At 68.1% G+C, this 19,118-nt stretch carries 19 protein-coding genes; 10 read left to right on the top strand and 9 right to left on the bottom strand.

Annotated elements, in window-relative coordinates; genetic code table 11:
- Positions 1-75 precede the first annotated feature (75 nt).
- The 5 genes from rpsR to ACQP0P_RS47695 all read left to right on the top strand — a co-directional run bounded on the left by rpsR (position 76) and on the right by ACQP0P_RS47695 (position 3,590).
- Positions 76-312: a 30S ribosomal protein S18 gene (gene rpsR, locus ACQP0P_RS47715; protein ID WP_012895699.1), complete on the top strand. Its 237-nt coding sequence runs from the start codon at positions 76-78 to the stop codon at positions 310-312.
- A 14-nt stretch (positions 313-326) separates the two neighbouring features.
- Positions 327-773 (top strand): 50S ribosomal protein L9, encoded by a 447-nt coding sequence (gene rplI / locus ACQP0P_RS47710; protein WP_433369866.1) that lies wholly within the window; start codon positions 327-329, stop codon positions 771-773.
- Positions 774-1,002: 229 nt separating this feature from the next.
- A complete protein-coding gene (locus ACQP0P_RS47705; RefSeq protein ID WP_433369863.1) occupies positions 1,003-1,884 on the top strand; it encodes an ABC transporter substrate-binding protein in 882 nt (293 codons plus the stop codon).
- A gap of 61 nt (positions 1,885-1,945) precedes the next feature.
- Positions 1,946-2,812: an amino acid ABC transporter permease gene (locus tag ACQP0P_RS47700; protein WP_433369861.1), complete on the top strand. Its 867-nt coding sequence runs from the start codon at positions 1,946-1,948 to the stop codon at positions 2,810-2,812.
- Between the two features lie 34 nt (positions 2,813-2,846).
- On the top strand, positions 2,847-3,590 hold the full coding sequence (locus ACQP0P_RS47695) for an amino acid ABC transporter ATP-binding protein (protein WP_433369858.1): 744 nt from the start codon (positions 2,847-2,849) through the stop codon (positions 3,588-3,590).
- 69 nt (positions 3,591-3,659) lie between these two features.
- Here ACQP0P_RS47695 and ACQP0P_RS47690 read toward each other — a convergent pair whose 3' ends face one another.
- Both ACQP0P_RS47690 and ACQP0P_RS47685 read right to left on the bottom strand, forming a co-directional pair.
- Positions 3,660-5,207 (bottom strand): APC family permease, encoded by a 1,548-nt coding sequence (locus tag ACQP0P_RS47690; protein WP_433369855.1) that lies wholly within the window; start codon positions 5,205-5,207, stop codon positions 3,660-3,662.
- 159 nt (positions 5,208-5,366) lie between these two features.
- A complete protein-coding gene (locus ACQP0P_RS47685) occupies positions 5,367-6,689 on the bottom strand; it encodes an MATE family efflux transporter (protein ID WP_433369853.1) in 1,323 nt (440 codons plus the stop codon).
- A 338-nt stretch (positions 6,690-7,027) separates the two neighbouring features.
- Between ACQP0P_RS47685 and dnaB the strand changes: the two genes are divergently transcribed.
- Both dnaB and ACQP0P_RS47675 read left to right on the top strand, forming a co-directional pair.
- Positions 7,028-8,383: a replicative DNA helicase gene (dnaB, locus tag ACQP0P_RS47680; RefSeq protein WP_030919742.1), complete on the top strand. Its 1,356-nt coding sequence runs from the start codon at positions 7,028-7,030 to the stop codon at positions 8,381-8,383.
- Between the two features lie 671 nt (positions 8,384-9,054).
- Positions 9,055-9,420, top strand: coding sequence for a DUF5335 family protein (locus ACQP0P_RS47675; RefSeq protein ID WP_433369850.1), 366 nt, complete (start codon positions 9,055-9,057; stop codon positions 9,418-9,420).
- A gap of 147 nt (positions 9,421-9,567) precedes the next feature.
- Here ACQP0P_RS47675 and ACQP0P_RS47670 read toward each other — a convergent pair whose 3' ends face one another.
- The 4 genes from ACQP0P_RS47670 to ACQP0P_RS47655 all read right to left on the bottom strand — a co-directional run bounded on the left by ACQP0P_RS47670 (position 9,568) and on the right by ACQP0P_RS47655 (position 12,425).
- On the bottom strand, positions 9,568-9,825 hold the full coding sequence (locus tag ACQP0P_RS47670) for a zinc-binding dehydrogenase (RefSeq protein ID WP_433369848.1): 258 nt from the start codon (positions 9,823-9,825) through the stop codon (positions 9,568-9,570).
- Positions 9,826-9,929: 104 nt separating this feature from the next.
- Positions 9,930-10,667, bottom strand: a complete 738-nt coding sequence (locus ACQP0P_RS47665; protein WP_433369845.1) for a phosphodiesterase — start codon at positions 10,665-10,667, stop codon at positions 9,930-9,932.
- 127 nt (positions 10,668-10,794) lie between these two features.
- Entirely contained in the window at positions 10,795-11,529 is a 735-nt protein-coding gene (locus ACQP0P_RS47660; RefSeq protein WP_433369842.1) for an ABC transporter permease, read from the bottom strand.
- Positions 11,526-12,425 (bottom strand): ABC transporter ATP-binding protein, encoded by a 900-nt coding sequence (locus tag ACQP0P_RS47655; RefSeq protein ID WP_433369839.1) that lies wholly within the window; start codon positions 12,423-12,425, stop codon positions 11,526-11,528. The genes ACQP0P_RS47660 and ACQP0P_RS47655 overlap by 4 nt, the downstream gene beginning before the upstream one ends.
- A 155-nt stretch (positions 12,426-12,580) precedes the next feature.
- Here ACQP0P_RS47655 and ACQP0P_RS47650 point away from each other — a divergent pair, with 155 nt between their 5' ends.
- The 3 genes from ACQP0P_RS47650 (at position 12,581) to dnaN (ending at position 15,968) form a co-directional block, all read left to right on the top strand.
- The gene (locus ACQP0P_RS47650) at positions 12,581-14,110 is read left to right on the top strand and encodes a sensor histidine kinase (protein WP_433369837.1); all 1,530 of its coding nucleotides are present in this window, start codon (positions 12,581-12,583) and stop codon (positions 14,108-14,110) included.
- Positions 14,107-14,766 (top strand): response regulator, encoded by a 660-nt coding sequence (locus ACQP0P_RS47645; protein ID WP_433369834.1) that lies wholly within the window; start codon positions 14,107-14,109, stop codon positions 14,764-14,766. The genes ACQP0P_RS47650 and ACQP0P_RS47645 overlap by 4 nt, the downstream gene beginning before the upstream one ends.
- Positions 14,767-14,867: 101 nt before the next feature.
- A complete protein-coding gene (gene dnaN, locus ACQP0P_RS47640) occupies positions 14,868-15,968 on the top strand; it encodes a DNA polymerase III subunit beta (RefSeq protein WP_433369831.1) in 1,101 nt (366 codons plus the stop codon).
- Between the two features lie 139 nt (positions 15,969-16,107).
- Here dnaN and ACQP0P_RS47635 read toward each other — a convergent pair whose 3' ends face one another.
- The 3 genes from ACQP0P_RS47635 to ACQP0P_RS47625 form a co-directional block, all read right to left on the bottom strand.
- On the bottom strand, positions 16,108-16,809 hold the full coding sequence (locus ACQP0P_RS47635) for a FadR/GntR family transcriptional regulator (RefSeq protein ID WP_433369828.1): 702 nt from the start codon (positions 16,807-16,809) through the stop codon (positions 16,108-16,110).
- Between the two features lie 109 nt (positions 16,810-16,918).
- A complete protein-coding gene (locus ACQP0P_RS47630; protein ID WP_433369826.1) occupies positions 16,919-18,220 on the bottom strand; it encodes a helix-turn-helix domain-containing protein in 1,302 nt (433 codons plus the stop codon).
- A 198-nt stretch (positions 18,221-18,418) separates the two neighbouring features.
- Positions 18,419-18,949: a PH domain-containing protein gene (locus ACQP0P_RS47625; RefSeq protein WP_030919774.1), complete on the bottom strand. Its 531-nt coding sequence runs from the start codon at positions 18,947-18,949 to the stop codon at positions 18,419-18,421.
- Positions 18,950-19,118: the final 169 nt, after the last annotated feature.

The following is a 19,118-nucleotide window of genomic DNA, read 5'->3' as shown; positions in this document are numbered from 1 at the left end:
GTCCTCCCGCAATCCCAGTCCATATCCGCAGCGACCATTCCCGCCTGACGGCGGGGCTCTGAAAGGAGCACCACGATGGCCAAGCCGGCACTGCGCAAGCCCAAGAAGAAGGTTTGCCTGTTCTGCCACGACAAGATCTCCTACGTCGACTACAAGGACACGGCGCTGCTTCGGAAGTTCATCTCCGACCGCGGCAAGATCCGTGCCCGCCGGGTGACTGGCAACTGCACCCAGCACCAGCGTGACGTGGCGACCGCTATCAAGAACGCTCGTGAGATGGCGCTCCTGCCGTACATGAGCACCGCGCGCTAAGGAGGTCCGGACAGATGAAGCTCATTCTCACCAGTGAGGTCACCGGCCTCGGCGCCCCCGGCGACATCGTCGAGGTCAAGGACGGCTACGGCCGCAACTACCTGCTTCCCCGCGGCTTCGCGATCCTCTGGACGCGCGGCGGCGAGAAGCAGATCTCCTCGATCAAGAAGGCTCGCGACGCTCGCGAGATCCGTGACCTTGGCACCGCCAAGGAGGTCGCCGGTCAGCTGCAGGCCCTGAAGGTGGTCCTGAAGACGAAGGCCGGCGAGTCCGGTCGCCTCTTCGGCTCCATCACCACGGGTGACGTCGCCGAGGCCGTCAAGGCCGCCGGTGGCCCCGTGCTCGACCGCCGTCGCATCGAGATCGCCTCCGCGATCAAGAGCCTCGGCTCCCACCGGGTCAGCGTCAAGCTGCACTCGGAGGTCTCCGCGTCCCTCGATGTCGAGGTCGTCGCGGCCTGAGAGGCCCAGTGAGACAAGGGCTCCTCCCCGTTCGCAGGGGAGGAGCCCTTGTTCTTTCGCAACCGGCGGTGTCGGTTCTCCACGGCCTGACCGCCCGTCGGGATATCAGCGGGGCGTGCGGAAAGCTCTTTGTCCGCGAGCGGATGCTCACATGCCGAGACCGTGTTACTCCAGGTCATCGCTGATACATACAATTCGGGAATCGTTGCTTCCCCCTGGAGGTCTTGTCATGGTCCGTCCCTCGATGCTGCTCGCGTTCGGTGCCCTCGCGGCGACCGCGGTGGCCTGTGCGCCGGCCTCGGAAACGACGACCCAGACGAGCTCCGCGGCCCCGAGCGCCTCCGGAGCCGTCTCCAGCGCCTGTGCCAAGGAGAGCCTCGCGCTGAAGACCCCCGGCAAGCTCACCATCGGCACCGACAAGCCCGCCTACGAGCCGTGGTTCAACGACGACGACCCGGCCAACGGAAAGGGCTTCGAGAGCGCCGTCGCCTACGCCGTCGCGGGCCAGATGGGCTTCGCCGAAGGTGACGTCACCTGGGCCACCGTGAAGTTCGACTCCGCGTTCGCACCGGGTGCCAAGCAGTTCGACTTCGACGTCAACCAGGTCTCGGTGACCCCCGACCGGGCCAAGGTCGTCGACTTCAGCAAGGGCTACTACACGGTCAAGCAGGCGGTGGTCGCGCTGGACGGCTCGAAGGTCGCCGCCGCCACGGACCTGGCGGCCCTGAAGGACGCCAAGATCGGCGTGCAGGTCGGCACCACCTCGCTGCAGGCGGTCAAGGACGTCATCCAGCCCTCGGCCGAGCTCAACGTCTACAACGAGCAGATCGACGCCGTCAACGCGCTGAAGAACAAGCAGGTCGACGCGGTGGTGGTGGACCTGCCCACCGCGTTCTACGTGACCGCCGCCCAGGTCGAGAACTCCAAGATCGTTGGCCAGTTCGGCACCGCCTCCGGCGTTCCCGAGGTCTTCGGCGCGGTGTTCGAGAAGGGCAGCCCGCTGGTGAGCTGCGTCAACGAGGCGATCGACAAGCTGACCGCCTCCGGTGAGCTGGCGAAGATCGAAACCGAGTGGCTCGGTTCCGCCGCGGGTGCGCCGGAGCTGAAGTGATCCCGGAACTCATGTCACCGCCGTGGGCGCGGAGCGCGTACGGTCCGCGCCGCGGCGCTCGATGAGGAACGACGAGAGCCTGCGGCTCTCCGACGACTGGACGAAGAGCGAGCGGCAGCTTGAGCGGGAGCGGCTCCGCAGGAGGTCGTCTCTCCGCTCGGGCTCCGTCGCGACGGTCTCGACGATCATCGTGATCGTCCTGCTGTTCTGGCTCTTCACCGCCTCCCCCGGCTGGCCTCGGGTGCGGGACACGTTCTTCGATCCCGAGCAGTTCGTCAAGGCACTGCCGGACGTGCTGAGCGGGTTCCTGCTGAACATCAAGATCTTCCTGATCGCCGAACCGCTGATCCTTCTCGTGGGCCTGCTGGTCGCGCTGGCCCGCAACCTCACAGCGCCGGTCTTCTTCCCGCTGCGCGCCCTGGCGGTGATCTACACCGACGTCTTCCGCGGTGTGCCCACGATCCTCATCATCTATCTCGTCGGCTTCGGGCTGCCCGCGCTCGGCCTGCAGGGCACCCCGACGGACCTCGCGACGCTGGGCATCATCGCACTCACGCTCTCGTACGGAGCGTACGTGGCGGAGGTCTTCCGGGCGGGTATCGAGTCGGTGCACCCCAGCCAGCGGGCCGCCGCCCGGTCCCTCGGCCTGAGCCACGGCCAGACCATGCGCCACGTGGTGGTGCCGCAGGCCGTGCGCCGGGTGGTGCCACCGCTGCTCAACGACTTCGTCTCGCTGCAGAAGGACACCGCGCTCGTCGCCACGATCGGCCCGCTGGAGGCGCTGAGGCAGGCGCAGATCCACGTGGCCGGCAACTTCAACTACACCCCCTACCTGGTGGCGGCGCTGCTGTTCATCCTGCTCACCATTCCGATGGCCCGCTTCACCGACTATCTGGCGGCCCGCTCGCAACGGCGGCGGAGCCAGTGAGCGGGCAGCGGGAAACCGGCGGAAAGGAGGGGACATGAGCCTGCTGAGCATCGAGGGCCTGTGGAAGAACTACCGGGGCCACAGCGTGCTGCGTGGCATCGACCTGGAGGTCGACCCGCACGAGGTGGTCTGTCTGATCGGTGCCTCGGGATCAGGGAAGTCCACGCTGCTGCGCTGCGTGAACCTGCTGGAGACCGCCGACGACGGCACGATCCGCCTGGACGGCGAGGAGATCACCGACGCCCGTGCCGATCTCAACGACGTGCGCAAGCGCATGGGCATCGTGTTCCAGGCCTTCAACCTGTTCCCGCACATGACCGTGCTGGACAACATCACGCTGGCCCCGCGGAAGGCGCACGGCGTGGGCAGAAGGCAGGCCGAGCAACAGGCCCGTGACCTGCTGGACAGGTTCGGCCTGGCGGACAGGGCGGGCGCCTACCCGGATCAGCTCTCCGGCGGCCAGCAGCAGCGCGTCGCCATCATCAGGGCCCTGGCCACCCAGCCCCGCCTGATGCTGCTGGACGAGGTCACCTCGGCGCTGGACCCGGCGCTGGTCAAGGAGGTGCTCGGGATCATCCGGGAGCTCAAAGAGGGCGGTATGACCATGGTCCTGACCACACATGAGATGGGTTTCTGCCGCGAGATCGCCGACACCGTCTGTTTCCTCGACGGTGGCGTGCTCCTGGAGCGCGGCACCCCCGAGCAGATCTTCACCGATCCCCGCGAGGCCCGTACCAGGGAGTTCGTGCAGAGCGTGATCGACGCCCGGCGCCTTTGACGTTCTCCGGCCCGGGGAGACCGGATTTTCGAAGGACGGGACCCCGCGCCCCAGACGCTCGCAGAGACCTCAGCGCCGGTGCCTGCCGCGGGACCCGGTGCCGGGGCCGCCGGGACCTTCCGGCGGGCCGGGAGGCCCAGCGAAGGGGACGGGAGCCTCGGGGACGGACTGCGCCATCCTGGCGAGCACGCTGTTGCGCCTGCCGTACACCAGGTAGACCAGCACGCCGAAGGCCATCCAGATGATGAAGTACAGCCAGGTGATGAGCTGGAGGTTCACCATGAGCCACAGGCAGGCGGCGATCGAGGCGATCGGCACGCCGGGAGAGAGCGGGGTGCGAAAGCCCCTCGGCAGGTCCGGCATCGTCTGCCGCATCCTGATCACTCCGCAGGCCACGGAGATGAACACGAACAGGGTACCGATCACGACCAGCGGTTCGAGCGTGAGCACGTCCACGAACTCGGCCAGCAGGATCGCCAGGAATCCGATGACCAGAGTGGCCCTCGTCGGGCTGTGGTAGCTACGGTTGATCTTGGAGAGCGAGCGGGGCATCAACCCGTCGCGTGCCATGGAGAACAGCACACGGGTCAGGCCGACGAGCAGCACCAGGACGACCGTGGTGAGGCCGAGCACCGCCCCGATGTTGATGACGTGCACCATGAAGCCCTCGCCGGCGTCGCGGAAGGCGTTGGCGAGTGGCGCGCTGGTGTCGATCTTGTCGTACGAGGTCATCCCGACCATCACCAGGGCGACCGCGATGTAGATGACCGTGGTGATCACCAGCGCGCGGATGATGCCCTGCGGGATCGAGCGCGGGGCGTCCTCGGCCTCCTCGGCGGCGGTGGCCACGACGTCGAAGCCGATGTACGCGAAGGTGATGACCGCAGAGGCCGCGAAGATGCCGAACCAGCCGAAGGCGCCCGTCTGGCCGAAGACGATGCCGAGCAGCGGGGAGTGCAGGGCCTCCTCGGCCTGCTCCGCGGGCACCGGCGGCACCGGGATGGCCGCCAGGTTGCGCCGGTCGAAGTGGAGGGCGCCGACCACGATGACCGCGCCGACGGCCAGCAGCTTGGCGATGACGATGATCCACAGGGCGCGCAGTCCGACGCGGGCGCCCAGGGCCACCACGGCCGTCAGGATCACCAGGATGAACAGTGTGAAGAGGTCGAAACCCGTGTGCCGGCCGACCATTCCCGCGACCACGTCGGGAAGGCGTACCCCGAAGTCGGTGAGCATCTGGGCGGCGTAGAGCGACCACGCGCGGGCCACCGTCGCTGTGGCCAGCAGGAGTTCCATGACCAGCGCCCAGCCCACCACCCAGGCCCAGACCTCGCCGAAGATGACGTAGCTGAAGGTGTAGGCGCTTCCCGAGGCCGGCATGGCGGAGGACAGTTCGGCGAGGCAGAAGGCCACCAGCAGGCTGGTGATTCCCGCGATCATGAAGGAGAGGATCACGCCGGGTCCGGCCATGGTCGCCGCCTGGCGGCCGGCGAGGCTGAAGATGCCCGCACCGATCATGACGCCGATACCGAGAACGACGAGGTCGGCCCTGCGGTAGGCCATGGGCAGGCCGTGGCGCGCACCGGTCCACCGGTCCGTGGCAAGGCTCGGAGGCATGCGGCGCACGATCGACGGGGGAGAACCTTCGGTCACGACCTGGCCAATCGTGGTGGGCTAAATACCCTTATTGTCGGACTTGCTTCACAGTGCCGCAGGGAGTCACTTGGGACAAGTGCTATCCGGTCACGTCGTGGACACCACAGTGTCACGCCCGGATTACCCGCCCGGTCGGCTGCCGACCACCAGCCACGCCGTGCCGTACGCACGCGTCGAAAGGGTGATCAGCCGGGCGGTCATCCACAGCCCGAACGCCAGCCAGAGCGTCACCAGGCCACCGCCCCACAGGTCCACCAGCAACGCGGCGGGCAGGTAGGCGATCGTCGTCCACACCCCCGCCCAGGCGAGGTAGCGCTGGTCCCCGGCACCGATCAACACGCCGTCCAGCACGAACACCACCCCGGCGAGCGGCTGCAGGACGGCCACCACCCAGAGCAGGTCGAGCAGCTCCGCGGCGACGACCGGGCTCGCGTCGAACAGACCGGGGATGAACGGCCTGGCCACCAGCACGGCGAGGCCGAGCAGCACGCCGGAGCCGACTCCCCAGATCACCATCCTCCAGGTCGCCGCGCGAGTTCCCGCCACGTCGCCGGCACCCAGGGCGCGACCGGTGATCGCCTGTCCGGCGATCGCGATCGCGTCCAGGGCGAACGCCATCAGGATCCAGATCCTGATGGCGACGGTGTATGCCTCGATCTGGTCCGTTCCCATCCGGGTGGCCACCGTGGCGGAGACGGCCAGCACCGTCTGCAGGCACGCCGTACGGATGATCAGGGCGATCCCGGCCGAGCCCGCCGCCCGCACGCCCGCCGGGTCCGGGCGGAACGGCGCACGGTAACGGACGAAGATCAGGACCAGGTAGACGGCGGCGGCGAGTGCCTGGGCCAGCACCGTACCCCAGGCCGAGCCGGCGATCCCCCAGCCCAGTCCCAGGACGAACGTGACGTTGAGCACCGCGTTCAACGCGAAGGATCCCACCGACACCAGCAGCGGAGTCGAGGCGTCCTGCATGCCGCGCAGCACGCCCGTGCCCGCGAGTACCACCAGCATGGCGGGAACGCCGAGCAGGCTGATCCGCAGGTAGGTGACCGCCTGCCGGGCGAGCTCTCCCTCGGCGCCGATCAGGTGGACCAGCCAGGGGGCCAGGGGCCAGACGACCACGATGATCGCCAATCCCACCCCGGCGGCCAGCCAGAGGCCGTCCACCGCCTGCCGCAGTGCCCGCCCGGTCTCGCCCGCCCCGATCTGCCTGGCCACCGCCGCTGTCGTGCCGTAGGCCAGGAACACGCACATCCCCACCAGGAAGCTCAGCACCGTGCTCGCCACCCCCAGGGCGCCGAGCGCGGGGGCGGGCAGGCGGCTGACGATGACGGTGTCCGTCAGCAGGAAGAGCGGCTCGGCCACCAGGGCGCCGAACGAGGGCAGGGCCAGCCGCAGGATCTGCCTGTCATGGTCGCGACCGGAGCGAGGCGTAAGAGTCACAGGTTCATTGTGCCTCTTACCTATCGATGGATCTCCAGCAGGATGAACCGGTCGGCTCATGCCATCTAAGGCGACTCCCGGCGTGTCGCCCCAACTTTCTTTTCTCCACAGGCGGTGGATTATATTTCCCCTGGTCAGAAGGGTATCCATAGCTGTGGACAACAGTTATCCACAGGACTGTCCCCAGGCTGCCCACACCTCTGGGGAAGAAGTGCACAGCTTATCCACACCCCTGTCGACAGCCCGCGTTGCCAGTCGGGGCGCCGAGCCGCGAAACTGTCACACCGGTCGGCTAAAAATAGAGATAACGTAACTGTGTTCGAAAGAGGGGGTGTTCGGTGAGCATCGCAGAGCCACCGGTCTTCGAGCCAGGTTTCGAGCGCACCCCGCCGAACAACATCGAGGCCGAGCAGTCCGTCCTGGGTGGCATGCTGCTCTCCAAGGACGCCATCGCCGACGTGGTCGAGATCCTGCGATCCGATGACTTCTACCGGCCCGCCCACCAGATCATCTACGACATCATCACCGACCTCTACGGCCGGGGTGACCCCGCAGACGCCGTCACCATCTTCGATGAGCTGCAGAAGCGAGGTGAGGTCGCCCGGGTCGGCGGCGGAGCCTACCTGCACACGCTGACCGCCGTCGTGCCGACCGCGGCCAACGCCGGTTACTACGCGAGGATCGTCCGGGAGCAGGCCATCCTCCGCCGCCTGATCGAGGCGGGCACCCGCATCGTCTCCTACGGCTACGGTGGCCAGGACGAGGAGGTCGACGACCTCGTCGACCGCGCCCAGGCGGAGATCTACAAGGTCACCGAGCGCCGCACCTCCGAGGACTACATCCCCCTGGCCGACATCATGCCGGGCGCCCTCGACGAACTGGAGGCCATCGGGGGCCGGGGTGGCCAGATGGTCGGTGTCCCCACCGGGTTCCAGGACCTCGACTCGCTCACCAACGGCCTGCACCCCGGCCAGATGATCGTCGTGGCCGCCCGTCCGGCCATCGGCAAGTCGACTTTGGGGCTAGATTTCGCCAGATCTGCCGCTATCAAGCACGGCATGACGACTGTGGTGTTCTCGTTGGAAATGTCCCGTAACGAGATCACGATGCGCCTGCTGTCGGCCGAGGCGCGGGTGGCACTGCACGCCATGCGCTCGGGCACGATGACCGACGACGACTGGGCCAAGCTGGCCCGGCGGATGGGCGAGGTGGCCGAGGCGCCGCTGTTCATCGACGACTCGCCCAACATGTCGATGATGGAGATCAGGGCCAAGTGCCGCCGTCTCAAGCAACGCAACGACCTGCGGTTCGTCATCATCGACTACCTGCAGCTGATGTCCTCGCCGAAGAAGACCGAGAGCCGCCAGAACGAGGTCTCGGAGATCTCCCGGGCCATCAAGCTGCTCGCCAAGGAGCTGGAGGTCCCGGTGATCGCGATCTCCCAGCTCAACCGTGGCCCCGAGCAGCGAACCGACAAAAGGCCCATGGTCAGCGACCTTCGCGAGTCCGGAAGCATCGAGCAGGACGCCGACATGGTCATCCTGCTCCACCGGGAGGACGCCTACGAGCGAGAGTCGCCCAGGGCCGGTGAGGCAGACCTGATCGTGGCCAAGCACCGTAACGGCCCCACCGCCACGGTCACCGTGGCCTTTCAGGGTCACTACAGCCGCTTCGTCGACATGGCCCCCCACTAGGCGGACCTGTAGGATCTCACCGCTCTTGGCCAATTCTCATGGGCCAAGGCCACTGTCCGGCCGGTTGGCCACCATGCCGAGACGGTATGGAGTCCGTTGTCTCGTCTCAGGGAAGCAGACACCATCCGCTCCCGGGCCCGCTGCGGGGATGGCCGACTGTCACATCGGACTGGCCGCAACTCAGCCATGAACTCCCTCACAGGACGGACACCTCAGCTCGCGAGCATCTGTCGTTGGACACGGGAGTGTCAGTGGAGCTGTGGTTCGCCTCGAACACGGCGCCGTCGGCGCTGCGCTCACCTCGGACGCCGCTGGTCTCCAGCATGACCGGTACCACCCGGGCACTGGTCAACTTGGAGCCAGGGTGTGTCGAAAACCGTACTGTCCCGCCCCAGGAGACCAGGGGCAGGACAGTCAAGTTCGGGAGTCTCACGGCGCTGCTACGGGGTGCCGTCAAGACCGGTGTCACCAGGGACATCAGAGTCTCCACCGAAGCCGGGGCACTCGGAACGGCGGCACGGTCAGGGCCGGGAGCCGCAGCCGGATGGCGTTCGGGATGCTGCTGCCCCGACGGGGGATTCCTACTCGATCGGGTGATGTGGCATGGTCTCGGGATCGCTAAGGATGGGGACCACGCGGCCTACGGGCTTTGAGCGGGAGGGAGCCATCACATGAACCAGCAGCGGTTGGAGCTCGTGCGTGAGGAGTGGCGTGAGTTCTTCGACACCATGACGCGCAACTACGAGGGCGCCGAGGTGACGGTCGAAGTGATGAGCAAGGACTTCGGGGACCTGCTGGGGGCCGAGAAGCTACCGCTGGCCTACCTGGAGTACGACCCCAAGGACGATCAGTTCTCGATCGGAGTGGGAGGCCGTGACAGGCGCTATCCGGTGGTGCTGCGCCATGCCGTCGACCACCCGCAGAGGATCCTGACCGACACCCTGCAGCAGGGCACGATGCGAGCGTTCGACGTCTTCGACGCCGAGGGGGGTCAGACGATCGTGACCCTCTACCTGGCCTCGATCTCCTCAGCGTAGCCACGCACTCCCCGCGTTCGGGAGACAATCTTTTCACCCCTTTCTCCCGAGAAGAGGGAGATATGCCATCTCGGTGACCTCGGTCCGGCGCCATGACCGGACCGGGCCGTCACGGAGAAACACTGGAATGAAGCCCGCGGGTGGGTATCAGGGAATCAGGACGATCTTTCCGGTGGTGCGGCGGGTCGACAGGAGCTCATGCGCCTTGGCCACCTCGGTCAGTGGCGGCGCCTGGTCCACGTGGACCCTGAGCCGGCCCGACTCCGCCAGGGCCACCAGCCGAGACAGGTCGGCCGCCGAGGGACGCACGTTCACCACCTGCCCGTGATCCGGCTCAGGCCGGTCGACCTGGACGGTGCCGAGTACGGACGGGTCACCGAAGGCGGACTGGGTGATGGCACGCATCGTGATCCCCGGGTTCTGCCTTACCAGCCGCTGCCGGACCTGTAGAGCCGGCCGCGTACCGCGCCGCCGCCGGTCATCCTCCCGGCACTCGGGCCGAGACGAGGTCAGAGGACCGGGCGGGCGTGGGTGACGAGGCGGCCGCCGTCGAAGACGTGGATGGCGATCTGTGGCGGCAGGTCATAGTCGATCGGGACCGGGATGTCGAGTTCCTGGTTGAGCAGCAGCGTCGAGACGACGCCGGGAGCGACCGAGAGCGGCAGGCCGGCGAAGGTGGTGCTCGCCGCGGTGTGGGCGTGGCCGACGATGACGGCCGCCACCTGCGGGTACTGCCGCACGATCTCCTCCAGCCGCTCCGGGTTCCGTAGCCGGATCGTGTCCACGTACGGGATGCCCAGCGACACCGGCGGGTGGTGCATACCGATGATGGCTGGGGTGTCCGGGCTCTCGGCGAGCACGTCCCGCAGCCAGGCGGTCGTCTCGTCCTCCAGGAAACCCTCATGTCGGCCGGGGACGCTGGAGTCGCACAGCGCGACGGTGAGCCCGTCGAGCCGGAGAACCTGGTTGACCGGCCCGTCGCCGTCCTCGTCGAGCATGACCTTGCGGAACGCCGAACGGACATCGTGGTTGCCCGGACAGATGATCGTCGGATAGCGCGTGGTCAGCAGTTCGCGCGCGATCTCGTACTCCTGGATCAGGCCGTTGTCGGCGATGTCGCCGGTCACCACGACCGCGTCCAGCGGGCCGGAAAGGTTCTCCAGGTGCCGCATGACGGACCTGGTCCTGTCGATGCTGCGGGGGGAACCGTCGATGTGAACGTCACTTATGTGCGCCAGGGTCAGCATCACTCAAGGGTGACATATCAGCTTCCCGACGCCCAGTACGTCGAACTCTTCCCGGGAAAGAAGCCGTGGCCCGTCCCTGCCCCACGCGAGGGACGGACCACGGCGGATCGCGATCACACCCTGTTCGCTACTCCCATCGGAACAGTCGCGTGGCCAGTCCACCCGTGACCAGCAGGGTCACCGCCACCACCACCAGGTGCAGCGGCTGTGGCGCGTGCCCCGCCCACGTGTCGCGGAGCGCCGTGGCGAACGGGGCCATCGGTAGGAAGTCGCCGATCCGCCGCACCAGGTCCGGCATCAGTTCGCGGGGAAACCACATCCCGGACATGAACAGCAGCGGGAACATCAGCAGCGAGCCGATGCCCGGCGCGGACTTCGCGCTGGGCGCCAATGCGGAGATCAGCAGCCCCAGGCCGAACATCGAGGCCGTGCCGAGCACGAACACCCCGGCGAAGGCCAGGAGGTTCCTGGGCGGGGTCAGGCCGAGGACGAGGCCGCCGAGGCCGATCAGCAGGACGGTGGCGATGATCGCCACCGCGAGGTTGTTCACGACCTGGGCGACCAGCAACCGGACCGGGCTGACCGGGGTGGTGGACATCCGGCGCAGCACGCCGCTCTCCCGGTAGCCCACCAGCGCCGCCGGCAGGGTGGTCAGTGCCATCGTCACCACGGCCAGGATCACCATCATGGTGGGAAAGTGAGTGTCGATGACCCGCTCCCCGCCCATCTCGGGAGGGGCCTCCTGAAGTCCGGCGGTGCTGCCCAGCCCGAGCAGGAGCGCGAGGGGGAGCAGGATCGCGAAGATCGGGCCGGCGGGGTCCCGCAGGAAGAGCTTGAGCTCGGTCAGGATCATCTTGTTCATCGGGAAAGCTTCTTTCCGGTGAGACCCAGGAAGGCGTCGTCGAGATTGGCCTGCTCCACGCGCAGGTCGGTGGGTACGACATGGGCGGCGGACAGGGCGGTCGTGATCGCGAGCAGCAGGTCACCGGTACCGGTGACCGTGATCTGCCCGCCGCTCCGCCTTATCTCGGTGACCTCGGGCAGTGCCTTGAGCACCGAGTCGTCGAACGGTTGGGAGGGCCGGAACCTGACGGTCTGCTGCCCGCCGACCTTGGCGATCAGACCCGCCGGGCTGTCCAGCGCGACCAGCCGACCGGAGTCGATCAGCGCGAGCCGGTCGCAGAGCCGCTCGGCCTCCTCCATGAAGTGGGTGACCAGCAGGATCGTCACGTCGTCCTCGCGTACCTGTTCGATGAGATCCCAGGTGTCCCGGCGGGCCTGGGGGTCCAGGCCCGTGGTCAGCTCGTCCAGGATCGCCACGCGGGGATTGCCGACCAGGGCCAGCGCGATCGAGAGCCGCTGTTGCTGGCCGCCGGAGAGTTTCCCGTAGGGGGTGTCACGCTTGTCGGCGAGCCCGACCCGCTCCATCAGCGTGACCCAGTTCGCGGGGGTTCGGTAGAAGGACGCGTAGAGGTCGAGCGCCTCCCACACCTTGAGTTTCCCCGGCAGCGTGGAACTCTGCAGCTGGATGCCCAGCCGCTCCCTGAGCCCGGTGCCGGTGAGGCCGCCGAGCACGCTGACGGTCCCGGAGTCGGGGACGCGCAGGCCGGCGACGCACTCCACGGTGGTCGTCTTGCCGGCTCCGTTGGGGCCGAGAACGCCGAAGATCTCGCCCTCTTCGACGGTGAACGAGACATCGTCCACCACCAGTTGGCCTCGGTACTGCTTGCGGAGGTTGCTGACCTCGATGACCTTCATGCCAACCGACGCTAGGAGCCGCGCCGCGCGGAGAGAATCCACCTGGACCCCCGGTGGGGGCGGGCCAGGCACCCGGCAGGGGTGTGGCTACCTCCACCCCCGGTCGGCGTCCGCCACCACTGGGCACATCCGGAGACATCATCGAGACTTGACACATGAAGACGTACGCGGTGGCGGTCGGCAAGGCACTGGCCCTGGGGGCGATGGCACTGGTGGACATCGCCCTGGTGGCACTGACCCTGTTCGCGTTCCTGCTGACGTTCGGGTTGGGGATGATCTTTGTGTTCCCTCCGACGGCCTGGCTGATCAGGTACCGTACGGCGTTCGCCAGGAGGTTGACCGGCAGCTGGCTCGGGACCGCGGTGCCGGTTCCCTACCTGCCGCCGCCGCTGCCGACGCGACCCCAGCCCGACGGGTGGTACCGCCACGAGCGCCAGCTCTACAAGACGCCACGCTGGCCCGACTGGAACAACCGCTGGAAGTGGATGTTCGGCGACCCGGCCACCTGGCGGGACGGGCTCTGGCTGTTCCTCAACCCGGTGGTCGCGGCCGCTCTGTTGCTGCTCCCCCTCACCCTGGCCACAGGCACCGTCCTGGCGTCGCGGTCCGCGGTGCCGGCGGTCGTGCCCCCGCTCCTGGGGTGCGCCGCCGTGGTCGCGCTGATCGCGCTGCCCCACCTGCTGCGGGGGTACGCCTGGTGGAACCACCTGTTGCTATCCCCCACGGCCAAGTCCGTGCTCACGGGGCGGATTCAGCGGCTCGACCAGGCGCGCCTGGCGACGGTCGACTCCCAGGCGTCCGAGCTGCGGCGGATCGAGCGCGACCTGCATGACGGTGCGCAGGCGAGGCTTGTCGCGATGGGCATGACGCTGGGCGCGGTCGAGGAACTGATGGACAAGGACCCGGCGGCCGCCAAGGCCCTGCTCGGCAAGGTCAGGGAGGCCTCCTCCACGGCGCTCGTCGAGTTGCGTGACCTGGTCAGGGGCATCCATCCACCGGTCCTGGCCGAGCGCGGCCTCGGCGACGCGGTGCGCGCCCTGGCACTGGACAGTCCACTGAAGGTCACGGTCACCGTGGACCTGGACGCCCGCCCGGACTCGCCCGTCGAGTCGGCCGCCTACTTCTCGATCAGCGAGCTCCTCACCAACGCGGCCCGCCACGGTGGCGCCGAGCGGGTGTCGATCGACATCAGCAGCCATGACCACGCGCTGCGCGTCGTGGTCACCGACGACGGCGCGGGAGGCGCCGACCCGTCGCTGGGCAGTGGCCTGCGAGGCATCGAGCGCAGGCTGGCGGCCTTCGACGGGGTGCTCGCGGTCAGCAGTCCGTGCGGTGGCCCGACGACCGCCACGTTCGACCTGCCCAACGCGCTCGCCGAGAAGCGCCGGGACAGCACGCCGCTACCTCGGGGGAAGGCCGTCATCGTCGGGATCTGCTGGGGGCTCGGCTGGCTACCGCTCTTCCCGCAGGGGCTGGTGACGATGGTCATGAAGCTCATCGACACCGAGCACCTCAGCTGGTTCCTCGCGCTCTACCTGCCCGAGCCTCTGCAGTGGCCGCTGATCGTCTTCAACATCTCCCTGGGCCTCTCCATGTACGCCGCAGGCATGATCATCCCCGCCATGCACTCCAGCCGGCGCCGGCTGGCGGAGGTCGTGCCGACCCGTCTATGGTTGGGCCGATGAGCCGTAGAGTCGTCATCGCCGAGGACCTCTACCTCCTGCGGGACGGTCTGGTCCACCTGCTCCAGGCACACGACTTCGAGGTCGTGGCGGCGGTGGAATCCGGGCCCGAGCTGCTGAAGGCGCTGATCGAGTTACGGCCCGACGTGGCGGTGGTCGACGTGCGCCTCCCGCCCACGTTCACCGACGAGGGGCTCCAGGCGGCGCTGGCAGCGCGCAGGGCCGTCCCCGGCCTGCCGGTGCTCGTCCTGTCCCAGCACGTCGAGCAGCTGTACGCGCGCGAACTGCTGGCCGACGGCTCGGGGGCGGTGGGTTACCTCCTCAAGGACCGGGTCTTCAACGCCGAACAGTTCGTCGACGCGGTCCGCCGGGTCGCCGCGGGAGGCACCGCGATGGACCCGGAGGTGATCGCCAAGCTGCTGGCCAGCACCGTCCGTCACCAGCCGCTCGGCGCGCTGACCCCGCGCGAGCGCGAGGTACTGGAGCTGATGGCCGAGGGCCGCTCCAACGCGGCCATCTCCCAGCGCCTGTTCCTCAGCGAGAGCGCGGTGGGAAAGCACACGGCCAGTATCTTCGCCAAGCTCGACCTTGTCCCCTCCGATGACGACAACCGTCGCGTGCTCGCCGTCCTGACCTATCTCAACGCGGCCCGAGGCTGACTTTCCCAGACCCGGACCCTGTTCTGTCGGTCCTAGCGGATAACGTGCTGAAGGACGGTTTCCGCACGTGGCGGTGCTGTTCAGGACGAAGGGATGATCAGGTGAAGTTCCGGGTTAACCGTGATGTCCTGGCCGACGCGGTGGCCTGGGTGGCCCGGGTGCTGCCGAACCGACCGGCCATTCCCGTGCTCTCCGGGCTGCTTCTGGAGGCCGACGGGGACGATCTCGTGCTGTCGGTCTTCGACTACGACGTCTCCGCCCGCGTCTCGATCGAGGCCGTTGTGGCGGAGCCCGGCAGGGCACTGATTCCGGGTCGGATTCTCGCGGAGATCACCCGCAGCCTGCCCGGCGACGCGGTGGAGGTCGCAACCAGCGGTTCCGAGGCGGTTCTGACCTGCGGCAGCGCGGAGTTCGGCCTGTTGACCATGCCGGTTGAGGATTTCCCCTCCCTCCCCGAGATGCCCCCCAAGATCGGCGCCGTCGGCGGCGGGATCTTCGCGACCGCGGTCGGCCAGGTGGCTCCGGCGGCCAGCCGCGACGAGGCCCTCCCCATGCTGACCGGCATCCGGGTCGACATCTCCGGCGACGACGTGACCCTGGCCGCCACCGATCGCTACCGCATCGCGGCCAGGGGGTTCGGCTGGCGCCCCGAGCGGCCGGGCACCGCGGCCGCCGCCATGGTGCCCGCGCGGGTGCTCGTCGAGGTGGCCAGATCGTTGCGCGGCGGCGAGGTCTCCGTGGCGCTGGGTGAGGGCATCGCCGGTTTCGAGAGCGTGGGCAGGGCCACCACCGTCCGCCTGCTCGACGAGCAGTTCATCGACTACCGCGCGCGGTTGACCGACGACTGGTCGATCCGGGCCGACCTGCGGGTGGCCCCGTTCGTCGACGCGATCAAGCGGGTCGCGCTGGTCGCCGAGCGCAACACCCCGATCCGGCTCTCCTTCGGCCAGGGGCAGGTTCTCATCCAGGCGGGTGGCGGCGACATCGGCCGCGGCACCGAGGTCGTCGACGCCGAGTTGTCCGGTGACGACATCCAGATCGCCTTCCAGTCCCACTTCCTGCTCGACGGCCTGAGCGGTGTCGAGACCGAGTTCGTCCGGCTCAACATGGAGTCGCCGAGCCGCCCGGCCCTCATCACCGAGGTTCCCGGCGATGCCGACCCCGCCTTCCGCTACCTGGTGATGTCCCTGCGCCTGACCTGAACGCCTCCATGCCCGGCGCACCGGGTGCTCTGGGCAGCTGAGCCGTGGCCCGGGACGTTTCCCACGCCGGCCGTCTCGCTGCCCAGGGGGCCTCTCACGGTGCGGGCTCCGCACCGTGAGAGGACCCGGGAAGGAGGGGTCAGGCGGAGAGTTCCTGTTCCTCGGTCAGGGCGATCAGGATGTGCTCCATGCACGCGTGTCCCGCGTGTTCGGCGGCGGCGGCGTCACCGGCCGCAATGGCACGGGCGATGGCGTCGTGCGGGATGTAGGTGGTGTTCAGGGTGCTGCTCAGCGAGGTGCCCGCGGCGGTGATGCTGGCGCGCAGCGCCGCTGAGAAGTCCTCGTAGAGCTCGATCAGCACCAGGTTGTGGGTGGCACGGACCACCGCGATGTGGAAGGCCAGGTCGGCCTCGACGAACGCGTTGGGTTCGCCCAGTTCCCAGGCGTTGTCCCGCTCGGTCAGCGCCGCCCCGATCGCGGCGATGTCGGCGTCGGTGCGCCTAGTGGCGGCGAGCCTCGCGGCCTCCACCTCCAGCGCACGCCGCACCTCCAGGATCTCAAGCTGTTCGGCGGAGCGTAGCCGCCGCAGCATGGCCCCGGAGAGCTCGCTCGTGGCGCGAACGTACGTTCCGTCACCCTGGCGACACTCCAGCAGGCCGGCGTGTGTGAGCGCCCGCACCGCCTCGCGCACGGTGTTGCGACCGACCCCGAGTTGTTCGGCGAGTACGGTCTCGGTAGGAATCTTCGCGTGCATCTGCCAGGAGTTAGAAGTGATCTGCTCCTTGAGTTGGTCGATCACTTGGTCGACGAGGGATGCTCGCTGCGCCGTACGCAGACTCACCGTCCGCCTCCTCCGGAGAAACCAATCATCCTATGAATCAATGACTGGTAGACCCTAGTTATTCCAGAGGTGCGAAAACAAATCTGGAACTCTCTTAGCGAAACCGGTCTTACCGGACCAGAGCCGAGCCGACGGTCACGCCCACCAGCGCGTCGCGCACCCCAGCAGTTTCGAGAGCCCTACGATACGCGCTGGCCTGGTCGTCACGCGCACCGACCTGGCCGTACAGATCTCCGAGGTCACGCCAGACCCGCGCGGCCCCCCGGTCAGGGCCGGAGAGCTCGTACCGGACGCCGTTCAGCAGCCGCTTGGCGGCGTCCAGGGCGGTCGTGACGTCGCTCCGGCCGTGGGCCAGCGCGGCCCGGGCGAGAACCAGCTGCGCGGTCGCCCCGATGGCGCCGGCCTGGCCGCCCGGTATGTCGAGGGCGGTTCCGGCCAGATCCGCCGCGCCCTGGGCGTCGCCGGTCGCCAGCCGGACCTGGGCGAGCACGACGATGCTCCTGATGTACTCGTGGATGCGCTCGGGGAACGCCGCGAAGACCTTGCCGGCGTTGGTCGCGAGCCTGTGGGCCTCGTCGAGTGGCTCGTCGCCCGTGGAAGCGGCGAGACGTGCCCAGTCCATCGCGATGAGGGCGAGCTGCGACGCCATCCGCGCCGGGCGCCCGGTCGCGATCGCGTCGTCGGCGAGGCGGACGGCCAGTGCCGAGTCCTCTCTGTCGGAGGCTGCGACGCTCGCTCGCCAGAGGGCCTGGATCTCCGCGGTGCGGTTGACCGCGGTGGGGACGCCATTGATCGACAGGACGTGCCGGACATAGGACATGCCCTGCGAGCCGGGCCCGCGGGGGGTTTCGGTCTCCATCAGGGAGGCGGCCAGTTCGATGGCGATCTCGCCCTGCGACAGGGGGAGCCGGTTGACCTCGCTGAGCGCGTGGGCGGCCAGGTCGCGCGAACGAGAGGTGTCTCCGGCACGCTGGTAGCAGCGGCTCAGCGCCACCGTCAGCGGCAGGTCGGCCAGGCGCTCGGGGTGGGCGGCCGCCTCACGGCGGAGTCGCTCGAACGCCTCCAACGCCGGACCGACCCTGCCCTGGGCCTCCAGTGCGCGTGCGCGGCCGAGTCGCGCGTGCGCGGCCAGCATCGCGTTCTCCTCGCCGGCGACCTTGACGATCTCACCGAAACGGTCCGCCGCGACGGACGGGTCGCCGTGGAGAAGCTCCAACTCCGCGTGGCGCAGGCCAAGCTCGGTGTCGATGCGCTGGCGCGGCTCGATCCCGTGCAGCAGGAACTCGGTGGTGCACCCCAGTCGCTCGGCCAGCAGACGGGCGACCACGGGGGTCGGCGTCCGCTTGCCGGACTCGATGAGGGAGACGTAGCTGTCGGAAAGGTCGGGCCCTGCCAGCTGGGCCTGGGACATGCGCCTACTCAGCCGCAGTCCGCGGACGCGGTCACCGATGGTTCCCTGACTCGGCATCTGATCTCTCAGGGCGGGGGATGGTCAATGTTCCCGCCATGATTGCATGAAGCAGTCGAATCGGGTAACCCCGCGTGAAAAATCCTCACCGGGGAGTGTGGGCAGCCACTATGTCATTGCTATCAATATGGACATAAGGCGCTAATCATCTGAATCATTGCCCCCTGGGAAGAGCATCTGGCAGACCTCCAGGTAGAGGGTCTCCGGGTATGGAATGTAATTGACCCTCGACAGAGCCTGGTCCTGACCGGCCGACTCCAGAACGAACTCGCCGTAGCCCAGCATGCGGCCGAGGATCGAGCGCTGGAAGCTCATGTCGGTCACCTTGCCGAGCGGCATCATGTCGACCTTGCGGGTGATCAAGCCGGTGGTGAGCAGCATGCGCTTGGAGGTGACGACGAAGTAGTCGACCGACCACTCCGCGACCTTCCAGACGAAGCGGATCAACAGCAGCAGCCAGGCCCACCAGACGATGACGAGCACGCCGCCGCCGCCCTGGTCGCCGAACCACTTGCTCAGCAGTCCGGCGAGGATCAGGCCGCCGAAAACCTCGGCGACCGCGCGAAGCAGCACGGCCGGGTGGCGCCGCACCATGATGACCTGGTGTTCGTGGGGGAGCAGGTAGCGGTTGACCGACGAGGGGGCGGAGTCCCCGTGGGTCACGAGCCTCATGACAGATGTGAGACGAATTGGGCCAGAGAATCGGCCGCCGTGTAAACCGTGTCCATGGCACCCCTTACGGCGTTGGCTGCGTCACCTGGTCGGGTGAACAGGAAAAACGCCACAAAACCGACAGCGCTATACGATAGGACTTTCTTGACCTGCACGTTGGCCTCCCGCT

The organism is Streptosporangium sp. CA-115845 (assembly GCF_050943795.1).
Taxonomy (GTDB): Bacteria; Actinomycetota; Actinomycetes; order Streptosporangiales; family Streptosporangiaceae; genus Streptosporangium.
The sequence above is the reverse complement of the archived record's forward strand: the minus strand, read 5'-3'. Positions and strand labels throughout refer to the sequence as shown.